Annotated in this window: 10 protein-coding genes and 1 pseudogene; 6 read left to right on the forward strand and 5 right to left on the reverse strand. The window is 72.8% G+C overall.

The annotated features are described in order from the left end of the window. Positions 1-97 precede the first annotated feature (97 nt). From AC07DS_RS28185 to AC07DS_RS28195, 3 genes are all read right to left on the reverse strand, one after another. Positions 98-1,189, reverse strand: coding sequence for a mechanosensitive ion channel family protein (locus AC07DS_RS28185; RefSeq protein ID WP_479149678.1), 1,092 nt, complete (start codon positions 1,187-1,189; stop codon positions 98-100). 186 nt (positions 1,190-1,375) lie between these two features. Next, entirely contained in the window at positions 1,376-2,902 is a 1,527-nt protein-coding gene (locus AC07DS_RS28190) for an amino acid permease (RefSeq protein ID WP_479149679.1), read from the reverse strand. A gap of 35 nt (positions 2,903-2,937) precedes the next feature. Beyond that, positions 2,938-3,918 carry a hypothetical protein gene (locus tag AC07DS_RS28195; protein WP_479149681.1) on the reverse strand — a complete coding sequence of 327 codons (981 nt, stop codon included), beginning with the start codon at positions 3,916-3,918 and terminating at the stop codon, positions 2,938-2,940. Between the two features lie 254 nt (positions 3,919-4,172). Between AC07DS_RS28195 and AC07DS_RS28200 the strand changes: the two genes are divergently transcribed. From AC07DS_RS28200 to AC07DS_RS28210, 3 genes and pseudogenes are all read left to right on the forward strand, one after another. Further along, positions 4,173-5,603, forward strand: a complete 1,431-nt coding sequence (locus AC07DS_RS28200) for an FGGY family carbohydrate kinase (protein ID WP_479149682.1) — start codon at positions 4,173-4,175, stop codon at positions 5,601-5,603. Further along, positions 5,600-7,003 carry an FAD-dependent oxidoreductase gene (locus AC07DS_RS28205; protein WP_479149684.1) on the forward strand — a complete coding sequence of 468 codons (1,404 nt, stop codon included), beginning with the start codon at positions 5,600-5,602 and terminating at the stop codon, positions 7,001-7,003. Before AC07DS_RS28200 ends, AC07DS_RS28205 begins: the two co-directional genes overlap by 4 nt. Further along, positions 7,000-7,932, forward strand: a pseudogene (locus AC07DS_RS28210) (NAD(P)/FAD-dependent oxidoreductase); the annotation flags it as partial. The gene AC07DS_RS28205 and the pseudogene AC07DS_RS28210, both read left to right, overlap by 4 nt. Before the next feature lie 202 nt (positions 7,933-8,134). Here the strand turns inward: AC07DS_RS28210 and AC07DS_RS28215 are convergent. Together AC07DS_RS28215 and AC07DS_RS28220 are read right to left on the reverse strand one after the other, a co-directional pair. Continuing rightward, entirely contained in the window at positions 8,135-8,899 is a 765-nt protein-coding gene (locus AC07DS_RS28215) for a crotonase/enoyl-CoA hydratase family protein (RefSeq protein ID WP_479149686.1), read from the reverse strand. A gap of 45 nt (positions 8,900-8,944) precedes the next feature. Further along, complete coding sequence (locus AC07DS_RS28220; RefSeq protein WP_479149688.1) at positions 8,945-9,928, reverse strand: lysylphosphatidylglycerol synthase transmembrane domain-containing protein; 984 nt, start codon at positions 9,926-9,928, stop codon at positions 8,945-8,947. A gap of 204 nt (positions 9,929-10,132) precedes the next feature. Between AC07DS_RS28220 and AC07DS_RS28225 the strand changes: the two genes are divergently transcribed. The 3 genes from AC07DS_RS28225 to AC07DS_RS28235 all read left to right on the forward strand — a co-directional run bounded on the left by AC07DS_RS28225 (position 10,133) and on the right by AC07DS_RS28235 (position 15,787). Then, positions 10,133-12,010 carry an ABC transporter ATP-binding protein gene (locus AC07DS_RS28225; RefSeq protein WP_479149709.1) on the forward strand — a complete coding sequence of 626 codons (1,878 nt, stop codon included), beginning with the start codon at positions 10,133-10,135 and terminating at the stop codon, positions 12,008-12,010. A 203-nt stretch (positions 12,011-12,213) separates the two neighbouring features. After that, positions 12,214-13,572, forward strand: coding sequence for a lectin (locus AC07DS_RS28230; RefSeq protein WP_479149690.1), 1,359 nt, complete (start codon positions 12,214-12,216; stop codon positions 13,570-13,572). 22 nt (positions 13,573-13,594) lie between these two features. Next, the gene (locus AC07DS_RS28235; protein WP_479149692.1) at positions 13,595-15,787 is read left to right on the forward strand and encodes an RICIN domain-containing protein; all 2,193 of its coding nucleotides are present in this window, start codon (positions 13,595-13,597) and stop codon (positions 15,785-15,787) included. Positions 15,788-15,896: the final 109 nt, after the last annotated feature.

Raw genomic sequence — 15,896 nt, forward strand, 5'->3', positions numbered from 1 at the left:
AACGGGAAAGAAAACGTAGAAACCTCCCGACCACCCTGGGAAGGCCCCCCCCCCCCCCCCCCCCCCCCGCCACGTACCGCACGGCCGCCCGTCGCCCCTAGTCGGTCAGGGCCGAACCCGACACCGCGTCCTCTCCGCTGCGCTGCTGCGGGATCACCACCGCGCCCTGCTGCAGCGCCACCGTCCGGGTCGGGGCCGGGATGCGGATGCCCTCCTCGCGGTAGCGGCGGTGCAGACGCTTGATGAACTCGTGCTTGATCCGGTACTGGTCGCTGAACTCGCCGACACCGAGGATCACCGTGAAGCCGATGCGGGAGTCCCCGAAGGTGTGGAAGCGGATCGCGGGCTCGTGGTCCGGGAGAGCGCCGGTGATCTCGGTCATGGTCTGGGCGATGACCTCGGTCGTGACCCGCTCGACGTGGTCCAGATCGCTGTCGTAGCTCACGCCCACCTGCACCAGGATCGTCAACTGCTGCTCGGGCCGGGTGAAGTTGGTCATGTTGGTCTTCGCCAGCTGGCCGTTGGGGATGACCACCAGGTTGTTGGACAGCTGGCGGACCGTCGTCTGGCGCCAGTTGATGTCCACGACGTATCCCTCCTCGCCGCTGCTCAGCCGGATGTAGTCGCCCGGCTGGACGGTCTTGGAGGCGAGGATGTGGATGCCCGCGAACAGGTTGGCGAGGGTGTCCTGGAGGGCGAGGGCGACGGCCAGACCGCCGACACCGAGGGCGGTGAGCAGGGGCGCTATGGAGATGCCCAGCGTCTGCAGCACCACCAGGAAGCCGATCGCCAGGACCAGGACCCGGGTGATGTTGACGAAGATGGTGGCCGAACCCGCCACGCCCGAGCGGGACTGGGTGACCGAGCGGACCAGACCCGCCACGACCCGGGCCGCGGACAGGGTCACCACGAAGATCAGCCACACCTGGAGGATCTGGTTGGTGTGGTGCTGGACGGTGTGGGTCAGCGGCAGCACCGCCGCGGCCGCCGCGAGACCGCCCACGATCGCCGCCCAGGGGACGACGGAGCGCAGCGTGTCCACGATGACGTCGTCACCGCTCCACTTGGTCCGCTTGGCGTGCTTGGCCAGCCAGCGCAGCACCGTGCGGGACAGGAACGCCAGCACCAGGCCCGCGGCCACGGCGATGCCGGCGAGGACGAGGTCGTCCAGGGTCAGCGCGCGGTTCACCGGTCACCTCCGGGGCGCAAAGCTGCTGCGGAGAGCCTGATGTGAAGTGTCGTCACGTTGCCACCTGCTCGATATCCGGAATGTGCGATCGCGCCGCCGCCGGGACAGCGGCGGTCGGCGCGATCGTTCATCCTGCCGTATCCGGCGCACCAGTTCGTACCAGGACCGGTGCGGCGGGTGGACGTCTCAGACGATGCCCTCGGCGAGTTCGGCCTGGTCGCGGTCGCTGCCGTAGGCGGCGGTGGTGGGCGTGCCGTACGAACGGCGGGCGACGTACCACCAGATGCTGGCCAGGGCCAGGACGACGGCGAGGGCCACCGCCGCGTAGTTCATGGTGTCGACGGTGACCGGCGAGGACTGCGGCAGGCAGAACAGGACCGTCACACAGGCCACCCACACCACGGCGATCCAGCCGACCGGCCTGCTCCACCGGCCCAGGTGCCACGGACCCGGCTGGAAACGATCGCCCGCGCGCAGCCGGAGCAGGATGGGGATGGCGTAGGCGGGGGTGATGCCGATGACGTTGATGGCGGTGACCGCGCCGTACGCCGTCGCCGAGTACAGGGACGGCAGGGCCAGGACGCCCGCGACGATCACCGACAGCCACACGGCCGCGACCGGGGTCTGGGTGCGGCTGCTCACCTTGCGCCACAGGTGCGAACCCGGCATGGCACCGTCCCGGCTGAACGCGAACACCATGCGGCTGGCCGCGGCGACCTCGGCGTTCCCGCAGAACAGCTGGGCGACGATCACGACGAGCAGCAGCGCGCTCGCGCCGTCGGTGCCGAGCCCGTCGAGCAGGATCTGCGCGGGCGGCACACCGGTGTCGGTGGTGCGCGTGGCGTCGTAGTCCTGGATGGCGAAGGTCAGGCCGGCGAGCAGCACGAAGCCCGCGATCCACGACACCCAGATGGACCGGACGATGCCCTTCGCCGCGGACACCGAGGCGTTGGAGGTCTCCTCGGAGAGGTGGGCGGAGGCGTCGTACCCGGAGAACGTGTACTGGGCGAGCAGCAGGCCGATCGCGGCCACATAGAGCGGGTTCGACCAGCCGGTGTCGTTGACGAACTTGGTGAACACGAAGGACGGCGACTGGTGGTGGTCCGGGACGATCGCCAGCGCCCCGACGATGAGCGCGACACCGGCCAGGTGCCACCAGACGCTGACCGAGTTGAGCAGGCTGACCAGGCGGACACCGAACAGGTTCAGCACGGCGTGCAGCAGCAGGATCGCGCAGAAGATCAGCATGGTTCTGCCCGGTGTCGGCTCGAAGCCCCACTGGAGGTTGGCGAAGGCCCCGGTGAACAGGGCGGCGCCGTAGTCGATTCCGGCGATCGCGCCGAGCAGACCGAGCAGATTCAGCCAGCCCGTGTACCAGCCCCAGCGCCGGCCGCCGAGCCGGTCGGCCATGTAGTACAGGGCACCGGAGGTCGGATAGGCGCTGGTGACCTCGGCGAGCGCGAGGCCCACGCACAGCACGAACAGGCCGACACCCGCCCAGCCCCACAGCATCACGGCGGGCCCGCCGGTGCCCAGACCGAAGCCGTACAGGGTCATGCAGCCGGACAGGATCGAGATCACCGAGAAGCTGATCGCGAAGTTGCCGAAGCCGCCCATGCGGCGGGCCAGCACCGGGCGGTAGCCCAGCTCGCGCAGCCGCCGCTCCTCGTCGTGCTGCGGCCGGGCGGGCGTGGGCGATGGATCGGGGGACATGCTGAACCTCCGGGGGTGAGGAAGGAGAACGGGCGTCAGGCGCCCTCGACGGCCGCGCGGCAGCGGTCCCTGGCCTGCAGGAAGACCTCCACGGCACGGCCCCGGTCCGGGGTGCGGTACATCCACGGCGGCGGCGTGACGTACGGACCGATCGCGTCGAACACCCGGGCCGCGTCCGGGAACTGATGGGCACCCCACAGGGCGTGCGCCAGATGGTTGAGGTCCAGCAGCGAGCGTTCGGCCCGGGGGGTCTGCTCGAACCAGGAGTGCAGGGCGCGCCGCGCCTCGCGGGTCGCGTCCTCCGCCACCCAGTGCAGGTCGAGCGCCGCGTCGTGGCCGCTGGAGCGCCGGTAGCGCTCGACCCGGACGTACAGCGGCAGCAGGTGCAGCGCGGAGCCGGGCGGCGCCGAACCGGCCGCCCACTGGGCGTAGCCCGCGGCCTCGGCGAGCCGGCCCGAGGAACCGATCGTGTACAGGAACTGCAGCATCCGGTGGTGGGCCTCGCGGTTGTGCGGGTCACGCTTGCCGGCCTCGGCCAGCAGCCCCCATGGGCCCGGCGGCAGCATCGGCTCCGGCGGCGGCGCCCGGTGCTCGTCCCAGCGCTGCTCCGGATCCAGCTGGGCCAGCGCCAGCAGACAGACCCAGGGCACGGGGTCGTGGGGGGCGGTCTGGGTGGCGGACTGCGCGGCGTCCCACGCCTCGATCCACAACTCGTGCGTACGGCGGTGTCCCTCGCGCTGTGCCCTGAGGGCCCGCTCCACGCCGACCCGGGCGTGCATCACCGTGGCCGGCACGCTGTGCGGCTCCTCCGTGAGCCAGGCCCGCACCACGTCGGTACCGGCCGCGGCGGTCGCGAGGACCTGGGTGCGCTGGGTCCACTGCCCCCAGCTCGTGGTGTCCGCGAGCAGTGCGCGCATCGCCATCCAGCGCCCCGTGCGCAGATCCTGGAGGGCGGTGCGTAAGGCCCCGTCGTGGCCGGCGGGGTCGTAGGAGGGGCGTGCTCCTTCTCTGGCCATCAGCCACCCGCCCCGGTCCGCGAGCGGACGGGCGGGGTGGCGGGGTGCGGTAGCAACAGCCCTCCTCTGGGCGGTGGTCGAGCGCCTCCTGCGGGTCGGCGGTCACTATAGGGGTGTCACTTCCGCCTTGCCATTGTTGCCAACTCAACTACCTGCAATGGCAGTTGGCCGAGAACCGGCCCGGCTTGACGCCGGACACGGCCCGACGGCAGGCTGTTCGCGCCGATCTTCGAAGGGGCGTGCGGGAGGATGCGATGACGGGGCCGGTGCTCGCCGTCGACCAGGGCACGTCCGGCACCAAGGCGCTGGTGGTCTGCCCCGAACGCGGGGTCCTCGGCGCCGGGTTCGCCGATGTGACGCCCCAGCACCTGCCCGGCGGCCTGGTCGAGGTGGATCCGGCCGGGCTGTACGCCTCGGTCCTCGACGCCGGTCACCGCGCACTCGCCGAGGCGGGCGAGGACGTCGTGGCGATGGGCCTGGCCAACCAGGGCGAGACCGTCCTCGCCTGGGACCCGGTGACCGGCCGCCCGCTGACCGACGCCCTCGTCTGGCAGGACCGGCGCGCCGAGACCGTCTGCGCCGGACTCGCCGAGCACGCCGAGGAACTGCGGCAGCTGACCGGCCTGCCCCTCGACCCGTACTTCGCCGCACCCAAGATGGCCTGGATCCGCCGCCATCTCACCCGCGAGGGCGTCGTCACCACCTCCGACGCCTGGCTGGTCCACCGCCTCACCGGCGCCTTCGTCACCGACGCGGCCACCGCCGGCCGCACCCAGCTGCTCGATCTCGACCGTGTCCAGTGGTCGCCACGGGCGCTGGATGCGTACGGGCTGTCGGACGAACGGCTTCCGCAGGTGGTCGACAACGCGCAACCCGTCGGCACCACCAGCGCGTTCGGCCCCGAGATCCCGCTCACCGGACTCGCCGTCGACCAGCAGGCGGCCCTGCTCGCCCAGCGGATCACCGGCCCCGGCGCCGCCAAGTGCACCTACGGCACCGGGGCGTTCCTGCTCGCACACACCGGCGGCACCCCGCGGCGCGGCACCTCCGGCCTGGTCAGCTGCGTCGCCTGGCGGCTCGCCGAAGACACCGGCTACTGCCTCGACGGACAGGTCTACACGGCCGCCTCCGCCGTGCGCTGGCTCACCGACCTCGGCGTCATCTCCTCGGCCGCCGACCTCGACCCGGTCGGCGGCGCCGTCCCCGACAGCGGCGGCGTCACCTTCGTCCCCGCCCTCGCCGGGCTGGCCGCCCCCTGGTGGCGCGGCGACCTGCGCGGCTCCCTGACCGGACTCGGCCTCGACACCGGCCCCGGACACCTGGTGCGCGCTCTGTGCGAGGGACTGGCGGCCCAGGTCGTCGAGCTGGCGGAGGCCGCCGCGGCCGACCTCGGTGCCCCGCTCGACGCGCTGCGCGTCGACGGCGGCCTGACCCGCTCCGCCCTCCTCATGCAGACCCAGGCCGACCTGCTGCAACGCCCCGTCGAGGTCTCCGCGCTGCACGACGCCACCGCACTCGGCGCCGCCACCCTCGCCCGGCTCGGCGCGGACCCTGCGCTGAGCGTGGAAGACGCCCTGCCCGACTGGAAGCCCGCCACCGTGTACGAGCCCCGCATCCCGGCCGACCGGGCCGCCGAACGCCTGGCCGGCTTCCGCAGCGCGGTCGCCGCCCTGCTCGACTCATGACGGTCACCGCGCAGGGGCCGCTGCCCGGGCACACGTACGACGTCGCGGTCGTCGGCGCCGGAGTCGTCGGCTGCGCCGTCGCCCGCGAACTCGCCCGCCACCCCCGGCTGCGCATCGCGCTGGTCGAGGCGCAGGACGACGTCGGCCAGGGCACCTCCAAGGCCAACACCGCGATCCTGCACACCGGTTTCGACGCGACCCCGGGCACCCTGGAGGCCCGGCTGGTCCGCGAGGGCCACCAGCGGCTGGCCGCGTACGCCGCCGAGTGCGGCATCCCCTTCGAAGAGGTCGGCGCCCTGCTCGTGGCCTGGGACGAGGAACAGCTCGCCGCCCTGCCCCGCCTCGCCGAGAAGGCCGAGCGCAACGACTACCCGCACACCCGACTCCTCGGCGCCGACGAGCTGTACACCCGCGAACCGCACCTCGGCCCCGGCGCGCTCGGCGCCCTGCATGTGCCCGGCGAGAGCGTCATCTGCCCGTGGACGACGACCCTGGCGTACGCCACCCAGGCGGTCCGAGCCGGTGTCGAGCTGCACCTGAACACCCGTGTGGAGCAGGTGAGCCGGGACGCCGGAGGGCATCTGCTGACCACCTCCAGAGGCGCCCTGCGCGCCCGCCAGCTGGTCAACGCGGCCGGACTGCACGCCGACACCCTCGACCGGGCGCTCGGCCACGACGACTTCACCGTCACCCCGCGCCGCGGCCAGCTCATCGTCCACGACAAGCTCGCCCGCCCCCTGGTCCGGCACATCCTCCTCCCCGTCCCGACCGCCCTCGGCAAGGGCGTCCTGGTCGCCCCCACCGTCTACGGCAACGTCCTGCTCGGCCCCACCGCCGAGGACCTGGACGACAAGCGGGCCACCGGCTCCACCGCCGAAGGCCTCGCGCTGCTGCGGGAGCAGGGCGGCCGCATCCTGCCCGCGCTGCTGCGGGAGGAGGCCAGCGCCGTCTACGCCGGGCTGCGCGCGGCCACCGAGCACGAGGACTACCGCATCAACGCCCACCCCGGGCAGGCGTACGTCACCGTCGGCGGCATCCGTTCCACCGGCCTGACCGCGTCCCTGGCGATCGCCGCCCACGTCGTCGGCCTGCTGACCGGGACCGGGCTCGACGCCGGACCGGCCCGCGACCTCGACCCGGTCCGCATGCCCAACCTCGGCGAGGCCTTCCCGCGCCCCTACCAGCGGCCCGAACTCATCGCCGCCGACCCGGAGTACGGCACCCTCGTCTGCCACTGCGAGCGCGTCTCCCGCGGCGAGATCCGTGACGCGCTCGCGAGTACGATCCCGCCGCGTACCCTGGACGGTCTGCGCCGCCGCACCCGGGCCCGGGCGGGTCGCTGCCAGGGCTTCTACTGCGGGGCGGCGGTACGGCAGTTGTTCGAGGTGGCACGCACATGACCGCCCACCGCAGGGTCGACGTCCTGGTCGTCGGCGCCGGTCCCGCCGGACTCGCGGCCGCGGCCCGGCTGGCCGCCGCCGGTGCCGGCCGGGTCGAGGTGCTGGAGCGGGAGGCACAGGCCGGGGGAGTGCCCCGGCACTGCGCCCACGGCGGCTTCGGCACCTGGGTGCGGCGGCTGACCGGACCGCAGTACGCCCGGCTGCTCGCCGAGGGTGCCGCACACACCGGGGCCGTGCTGCGGACCGGCGTGACGGTCCTGGACTGGGCGGGCCCGCGCACGCTCACGACGGTCGGCCCCCGGGGACCGGAGACGATCGAGGCCGAGGCCGTCGTCCTCGCCACCGGCTCCCGTGAACGTCCCCGCGCGGCCCGGCTGGTGCCCGGCACCCGGCCCGCCGGTGTCTACACCGGCGGTGAACTCCAGCAGGCGGTGCACCTGTTCGGGCAGCCGATCGGCACCCGCGCGGTGGTGGTCGGCGCGGAGCGGGTCTCCTACTCGGCGGCCGACACCCTGCGCACGGCCGGTGTGGCGGTCGTGGCCCTGCTGACCGAACAGCCTCGCGCCCAGGCACCGCTGCTGCGCGCCCAGTCGGCCCGCCTCGGCCACCGCGTCCCGCTCCTCACGGACACCACGGTCACCGAACTCCTCGGCCACGGACGCCTGTCCGGCGTCCGCGTACGGCACCGCGACGGCCGTACGGCCACGCTGCCCTGCGACACGGTCGTCTTCACCGGCGACTTCGTCCCCGAGAACGAACTCGCGCGCCGGGCCGGCATCACACTGGACGCAAGCCCGCACACCTCGCGGCCGGGCGTCTTCGCCGTCGGCGCCGTACTGCACCCCGGCCAGCGGGCCAGGGCGGCGACCTGGGCCGGCGCGGAAGCGGGCGGTGCGGTGCTGGAGTGGCTGTCGGGAGAGGAATGGCCGGCGCACGGGTCCGTCTAGGCCGTGTGTTCGCCGGTTCCTCCAGGCCCTGTGCTCGCCGGTTCCTCCAGACCCCGTGCTTACCGGTCCGCGTAGGACCGGCGCTCACGGGCCCGCGTAGGACCGGCGCTCACGGGCCCGCGTAGGACCGGCGCTCACGGGCCCGCGTAGGACCGGCGCTCACGGGCCCGTGCAGGACCGCTGCTCACAGGTCCGTGTAGGACCCGTGCCGTCCCGCACCCCCGGCGAAGCGTGCCGCTCCCTCCAGACCCTCCGCGAGGACACCCATGCCGTATCGCAGCTCGCCCCGCAGGGCGCTCTGCTCGTCCATACCTTCCTGGTCCAGCGCCGAGGCCCGGTCGCCGCGCAGGCAGGCCTGCGGGAAGCGGGCGATCCGGGCCGCCAGCTCCTCGGCCTCCGCGCGGGCGCGGCCGGTCGGGACGAGACGGTTGGCGAGGCCGATGTCGTAGGCCTCGCGGGCCGGGACCGGGCGGCCGGTGAGAATCATGTCCATGGCCCGGCCGGCGCCGATCAGCCGGGGCAGCCGTACCGTGCCGCCGTCGATCAGCGGTACGCCCCAGCGGCGGCAGAACACCCCGAACACGGCGTCCTCCTCGGCGACCCGGAGGTCGCACCACAGGGCCAGTTCGAGGCCGCCCGCCACGGCGTGCCCCGCGACGGCGGCGATCACCGGCTTGGACAGCCGCATCCGGGTCGGGCCCATCGGGCCGTCACCCTCCTCGGCGACCCGGTTGCCGCGCTCGCCGCCCATCGCCTTCAGATCGGCACCCGCGCAGAACGTGCCCCCCTCGCCCCACAGCACCGCCACCCGCGCATTCACGTCGGCCTCGAACGTCCGGAAGGCGGCGGCGAGTTCGGCGGCCGTGGGACCGTCCACCGCGTTGCGGACCTCGGGGCGGGACAGGACGATCGTGGTGACGTGTTCCTTGTGCTCCACACGGACCGGCACGGTGGGTGCTCCTTCTGAGGGGGCGAATCGGAGGGCCACTCTGCCTCAGATGACCTTCAGCCGCACCAGTGCCCCCAGCGTCAACGCCCCCGGCAGCAGCGGGACCCAGACGGTGATGATGCGGTAGGCGAGCACCACCGCCGTGGCCACCGCCACCGGGCCGCCCGCCGCCACCAGCGCCACGATCAGCGCCGCCTCGACCGAGCCGATCCCGCCCGGTGTGGGCACCAGGGCCACCGCGACCGTCGCGGCCAGGTACGCGAGCGCCATGTGGGCGGGCGGCACCGGCAGGCCCAGCGCCTGTCCCACCGCCACGAGCCCGGCCGCCTGGAGCGCGGGGAAGGCGAACGAGCCGCCCCAGAGCGCGAGCGCCCGGGCCGGACGCGTGTGCACCGAGCGGGCCTCGCCCAGGGCGGTGCGGACGAAGCCGAGCACGGGCGCTCGCAGGCGTCGTACGAGGGCCAGCGCGGCCACCGCCACCGCGAGCACCGCGCCCGCGACGGCCAGCACCGGGCCGCCGGCCCCGTCGGGCAGCAGGGTGCCCAGGCGCAGCGCGTCGGGGAAGGCGAGCAGCAGCGCGGCCAGCAGGCTCAGCCGGCCGACCGACTCGGCGAGCAGATACAGCGCCAGAGCCGCGGAGGAGCGGGCCAGCGGCACCCCGCACACGCTCATGAACCGCAGGTTGACCGCGCCCGCGCCCAGACCCGTCGGCAGCAGGTGGTTGGCCGAGCCCGCCGCGAACTGCGTCGCCAGCAGCCGCCACCGGGGCAGCCGCTGGACGACGGCGCCCTGCCGGGTGACGGCCGCGGCCACCCAGGTCAGGCAGGTGGCGCCGGCCGCCGCCAGCAGCCAGGGCCACGAGGCGGTCCGCAGCTGTCCGAAGCCCTCGGCGAGCACCGACCGGTGCCGCACCGCGACGACGGCGACGAGCAGGAGCGGGAGCAGGCACAGGATCTGCCGGACGGGGACGCGCCGGGCGAGCCGGGGGAGGCGTCCCTCACGGAGGTCGGGGAGTCGTACCGCTGTCACATCGGGAGAGGTTTTCCGTGCCGTGCCAACGGCGGGTGGCCGACGCGGGGACGGCGGCTTACGGACGGGCAGCGGATGAGCGGGGAGGGTCATGGGGGCCTTCGTGTGCGAGGACGTAGCGGACGAAGAGGACGTGGGCGGGGGTGAAATGGCGTGGACATTGACCTCAACGTAGCTTGAGGTCCTACGTTCTCTCCCATGAGCATGGAGACCACCGCCTGGACGCAGCTGCACAGCGTGATGACCGCGCAGCAGGAACGCCGCCCCCTCGCCCGCGCCACGTTGCGCCGTATCGCCGCCTTCGCCCGCCCGCACCGCGCGGGCATCGTCCGTTTCGTGCTGCTCGGGGTGGTGACCGCACTGCTCGCCGTCGCCACGCCCGTGCTCGCCGGCCGTGTCGTCGACACGATCGTGGCGGGTCACGACTCCGCGAAGGTCGTCCGGCTCTCGCTGCTCATCGCGCTCGTCGCCCTCGCGGAGGCGGGGCTCGGCATCCTCGGCCGGCGCCTGTCGGCGACGCTCGGGGAGGGACTCATCCTCGACCTGCGCACGGCAGTGTTCGATCATGTGCAGCGCATGCCCGTCGCGTTCTTCACACGTACCCGTACGGGCGCGCTGGTCAGCCGTCTCAACAACGACGTGATCGGCGCCCAGCGGGCGTTCGCCAACACCTTGTCGGGTGTGGTGACCAATCTGGTGACCCTGGTGCTCACCCTCGCCGTCATGCTCACCCTGTCCTGGCAGATCACCCTGCTCGCGCTGCTGCTGCTGCCGGTGTTCGTGCTGCCGGCCCGCCGCATGGGCAGCCGGATGGCCCGGATGCAGCGGGAGGCGGCGGAGCTGAACGCGGCCATGGGCACCCGGATGACCGAGCGCTTCTCCGCGCCCGGCGCCACCCTCGTCAAGCTGTTCGGCCGCCCGGAGGAGGAGTCGGCCGAGTTCGCGGACCGCGCCCGCCGGGTGCGTGACATCGGCGTGCGCACGGCGACCGCCCAGTCGGTGTTCATCACCGCCCTCACCCTCGTCTCCGCCCTCGCCCTGGCCCTCGTCTACGGCCTCGGCGGCTGGTTCGCGCTGCGCGGCACCCTGGAGGCGGGTGCGGTCGTCTCCCTCGCCCTGCTGCTGACCCGGCTCTACGCCCCGCTCACCGCGCTCGCCGGAGCCCGCGTGGAGGTGATGAGCGCCCTGGTCAGCTTCGAGCGGGTCTTCGAGGTGCTCGACCTGAAGCCGCTCATCGAGGAGAAGCCGGACGCCGCCGAAGTGCCCGAGGGTCCGGTCGCGGTCGAGTTCGAGGACGTCACCTTCTCCTACCCGTCCGCCGACCGGGTCTCCCTCGCCTCCCTGGAGGAGGTGGCCGCGCTCGACACCCGCGGCGGCGCCGAAGTCCTGCACGGCATCTCGTTCCGCGCCGAACCCGGCCAGACCGTCGCCCTCGTCGGCTCCTCCGGCGCCGGCAAGTCCACCATCGCCCAGCTGCTGCCGCGTCTGTACGACGTCGACGCCGGGGCCGTGCGCATCGGCGGGACCGACGTCCGGGACCTGACCGCGGCCTCCCTGCGGGGCACCCTCGGCATGGTCACCCAGGACGGCCACCTCTTCCACGACTCCGTCCGCGCCAACCTGCTGCTGGCCCGGCCGGCCGCCTCGGACGAGGAGCTGTGGGACGCCCTCGGCCGCGCCCGCCTGGCCGACGTCGTACGGTCCCTGCCCGACGGTCTGGACACGGTCGTGGGCGAGCGCGGCTACCGGCTCTCCGGCGGTGAGCGCCAGCGCATGACCATCGCCCGGCTGCTGCTGGCCCGCCAGCGCGTGGTCATCCTCGACGAGGCCACCGCACACCTGGACAACACCTCCGAGGCGGCCGTCCAGGAGGCGCTCACCGAGGCCCTGGAGGGCCGCACCGCCGTGGTGATCGCCCACCGTCTGTCCACCGTCCGGGCCGCCGACCAGATCCTGGTCGTCGAGGCCGGCCGGATCGTGGAGCGGGGCACGCACGGCGAACTCCTCGCGGCGGGCGGCCGGTACGCGGAGCTGCACCGCACGCAGTTCGCCCGGCGGGACGACGAGGTGACCGCGGTCTGATCCGGAGGCCTGGGGTGGGCTGCTGCCGGGCCGTGTTCCGGCCGCCGCCCACCCCTTGCTGCGCACCCTCTTGACTCCAGTGGTCCGGACCTTTAACTTCACGCCTTAAACAAAGACTCCGGATGCTCTCAACGCCCAGCTGTCACAGGTGTGTTGAGCGTGCGCCGGGGCACCTCCCCCCACGCGAAAGGCCGCCCCCGCACATGGCCAGACCACTCCCCGTAGCTGTCTCGCTCGCCGCCCTGTCCCTCGCCACCGGCCTGCTCACCGCGGCCCCGGCCCAGGCCGCCACCGGCACCATCACCGGTCTCGCCGGCAAGTGTCTCGACGTCGCCGGCGGGGGTTCCGCCGACGGCACGGCCGTTCAGCTCTACGACTGCAACGGCACCGCCGCCCAGCAGTGGACGGTCGGCAGCGACGGCACCGTCCGTGCCCTCGGCAAGTGCCTCGACGTCACCGGGAACTCGACCGCCGACGGCGCCAAGGTCCAGCTGTGGTCCTGCACCGGCGGCGCGAACCAGAGATGGACCGTCACCGCCGCCCACGACATCGTCAACCCGCAGGCCGACAAGTGCCTGGACGCCACCGGCAACTCCTCGGCCAACGGCACCCGCGCCCAGATCTGGAGCTGCAGCGGCGGCGCCAACCAGAAGTGGAACGCGCCCGCGGCGGACGGCGGCACCGCCCCGTCCGCGCCGATGGCCGTGGCACCGTACCTCTACAACGGCTGGGGCAGCCCGCCGAACCCGAGCACGATCACCCAGGCCACCGGCGTGAAGTGGTTCACGCTCGCCTTCGTGCTCAGCAACGGCTACTGCAACCCCCAGTGGGACGGCAGCCGCCCGCTGACCGGCGGAGCCGACCAGCAGACCGTCACCACCGTGCGGGCGAACGGCGGTGACGTGATCCCGTCGTTCGGCGGCTACAGCGGCAACAAGCTGGAGAGCTCCTGCTCCAGCCCGGGCGAACTCGCCGCCGCCTACCAGAAGGTGATCAACGCCTACGGCCTGAAGGCGATCGACATCGACATCGAGGCCGACGCCTACAGCAACCCCACCGTGCAGCAGCGCACCGTGGACGCCCTCAAGACCGTGAAGGCCGCCAACCCCGGTCTGAAGGTCTACATCACCATCGGCACCGGGCAGAGCGGCCCCGACACCAGCCTCATCAACCGGGCCGCCGCCTCCGGGCTGACCGTGGACGCCTGGGCGATCATGCCGTTCGACTTCGGTGGCGCCGGACAGAACATGGGCAACCTGACCACGCAGGCCGCCGAAGGCCTCAAGAACGCGCTGAAGAACGCCTACCACTACAGCGACGACCAGGCCTACCGGGACATGGGCATCTCGTCCATGAACGGCATCACCGACAACAACGAGACCGTCACGGTGAGCGACTTCCGGACCATCCTGGCCTACGCCCAGCAGCACCACCTCGCCCGGCTCACCTTCTGGTCCGCCAACCGCGACCGTCCGTGCACCGGCGGCCCCGCCGACAGCTGCTCCGGCGTCTCCCAGTCCGCCTGGGACTACACCCGCGTCTTCGCCGGCTACACCGGCTGATCCCCGTCCGCTAGGAGAACCCGTGCTTCCCCTCACCCGCCGTCGCAGACCGACGGCCGGCGCGCTGGTCGCCGTCGCCGCCGCGTCCCTGCTCACCGCGGCACCCGCGCACGCCGCGACCTCCGCGGCCGCCGCCCTGCCCACCGGCCTCGCCACCGTGCTGAACGCCGCGAGCGGCAAGTGCCTGGACGCCAAGGCGGCCGGCACCGCCAACGGAACCGTCGTGCAGCAGTACACCTGCAACGGCACCACCGCACAGCAGTGGAGCTTCACCGCGACCGGCGACGGCTACGTCCGCATCGGCAACGGCAACGACACGGGCCAGGTCGTGGACGTCGCCGACGTCTCCACCGCCGACAACGCCCAGGTGCACCTGTGGAGTTACGGAGGCGGCGCCAACCAGCAGTGGCTGCCCGTGGACGACGGCGGCGGCGCCTTCCACCTCGTCAACCGCGGCAGCGGCAAGTGCCTGGACGATCCGGGCGCCTCGCTCGCGGACAGCGTGCAGTTCGTGCAGTACACGTGCAACGGCACCGCCGCCCAGCGCTTCCAGGTGGTCCCGGTGACCCAGTCCGCCGGCAACCCCGACCTCGGCCCGAACGTCGTCGTCTTCGACCCGTCGATGTCGTCCTCGGCCATCCAGAGCAAGCTGGACACCATCTTCAAGCAGCAGGAGACCAACCAGTTCGGCTCCCAGCGCTATGCCGTGCTGTTCAAGCCCGGCGCCTACAGCGCGGACGTCAACGTCGGCTTCTACACCCAGGTGCTGGGCCTCGGCCGTACCCCGGACGCCGTCTCCCTCAACGGGGCGGTGCACGCGGAGGCGGACTGGTTCCAGGGCAACGCCACCCAGAACTTCTGGCGCGGCGCCGAGAACCTGTCGGTCAACCCCACCGGCGGCAGCGACCGCTGGGCGGTCTCGCAGGCGGCGCCGTACCGGCGGATGCACCTGCGGGGCAACCTGGCCCTGGACGACGGCGGCTGGTCCAGCGGCGGCTACCTCGCCGACAGCAAGGTCGACGGGCAGGTCGACTCCGGCACCCAGCAACAGTGGCTGACCCGGAACTCCCAGCTGGGCAGCTGGACCGGAGCCAACTGGAACATGGTCTTCGTCGGCAGCCAGGGCGTACCCTCCACCAGCTTCCCCAAGCCCCCCTACACGACGGTCGCGCAGAGCCCGGTCAGCCGGGAGAAGCCGTTCCTGTACGTCGACGGCAACGGCGCCTACCAGGTGTTCGTGCCGTCGGTGCGGTCCAGCTCCACCGCGACCAGCTGGGCCGGCGGCAGCCCGGCGGGCAGCTCGCTGTCCCTGGACAGCTTCTACGTGGTCAAACCGGGCGCGACCGCGTCGCAGATCGACTCCGCGCTCGCCGCGGGCAAGAACCTCCTGGTCACACCGGGCGTCTACCACCTGGACCAGACCCTGAAGGTGACCCGCCCCGACACCGTCGTCCTCGGCCTCGGTCTCGCCACCTTCGTCCCGGACAACGGCATCACCGCGATGACCGTCGCCGACGTCGACGGCGTGAAGATCGCGGGCCTGCTCTTCGACGCCGGCACCACCAGCTCGAAGACCCTGCTCGAGGTCGGGCCGACCGGCTCCGCCGCCTCCCACGCGGCCGACCCGACCTCCCTGCACGACGTCTACGTCCGCGTCGGCGGCGCGGGCGTCGGCAAGGCCGCCACCAGCATCGTCGTCAACAGTGACAACGTCATCGGCGACCACATGTGGATCTGGCGCGCCGACCACGGCAGCGGCGTCGGCTGGACCAGCAACACCGCCGACACCGGGCTCGTGGTCAACGGCGACGACGTGACCATGTACGGGCTGTTCGTCGAGCACTTCCAGAAGTACCAGGTGCTCTGGAACGGCAACGGCGGCCGCACCTACTTCTTCCAGAACGAGATGCCGTACGACCCGCCGAACCAGGCGGCCTGGATGAACGGCTCCACCCAGGGCTACGCCGCCTACAAGGTCGCCGACTCGGTCACCGGCCATCAGGCCTACGGCCTCGGCAGCTACTGCTACTTCAACGTCAACCCCTCCGTCACCGCCGCGCACGCCATCGAGGCACCGAACACCTCCGGCGTCCGCTTCACCAGCATGGTGACCGTGTCCCTCGGCGGCACCGGCACCATCAGCCACGTCGTCAACAACACGGGAGGACCCTCGAACTCGGCCGGCAACGTGGCCGACCTCGTCAGCTACCCCTGACCGGTGGGGGGGGGGGGGGGGGGGGGGGAGGGTTCTCTCCCCCCCCCCCCCCCCCCCCCCCCCCCCGTCTGTCGGCACGCCCCTTTCCCTCTATCCGCCTCCTGCTCCT

This window comes from Streptomyces sp. NPDC044064, assembly GCF_056434245.1.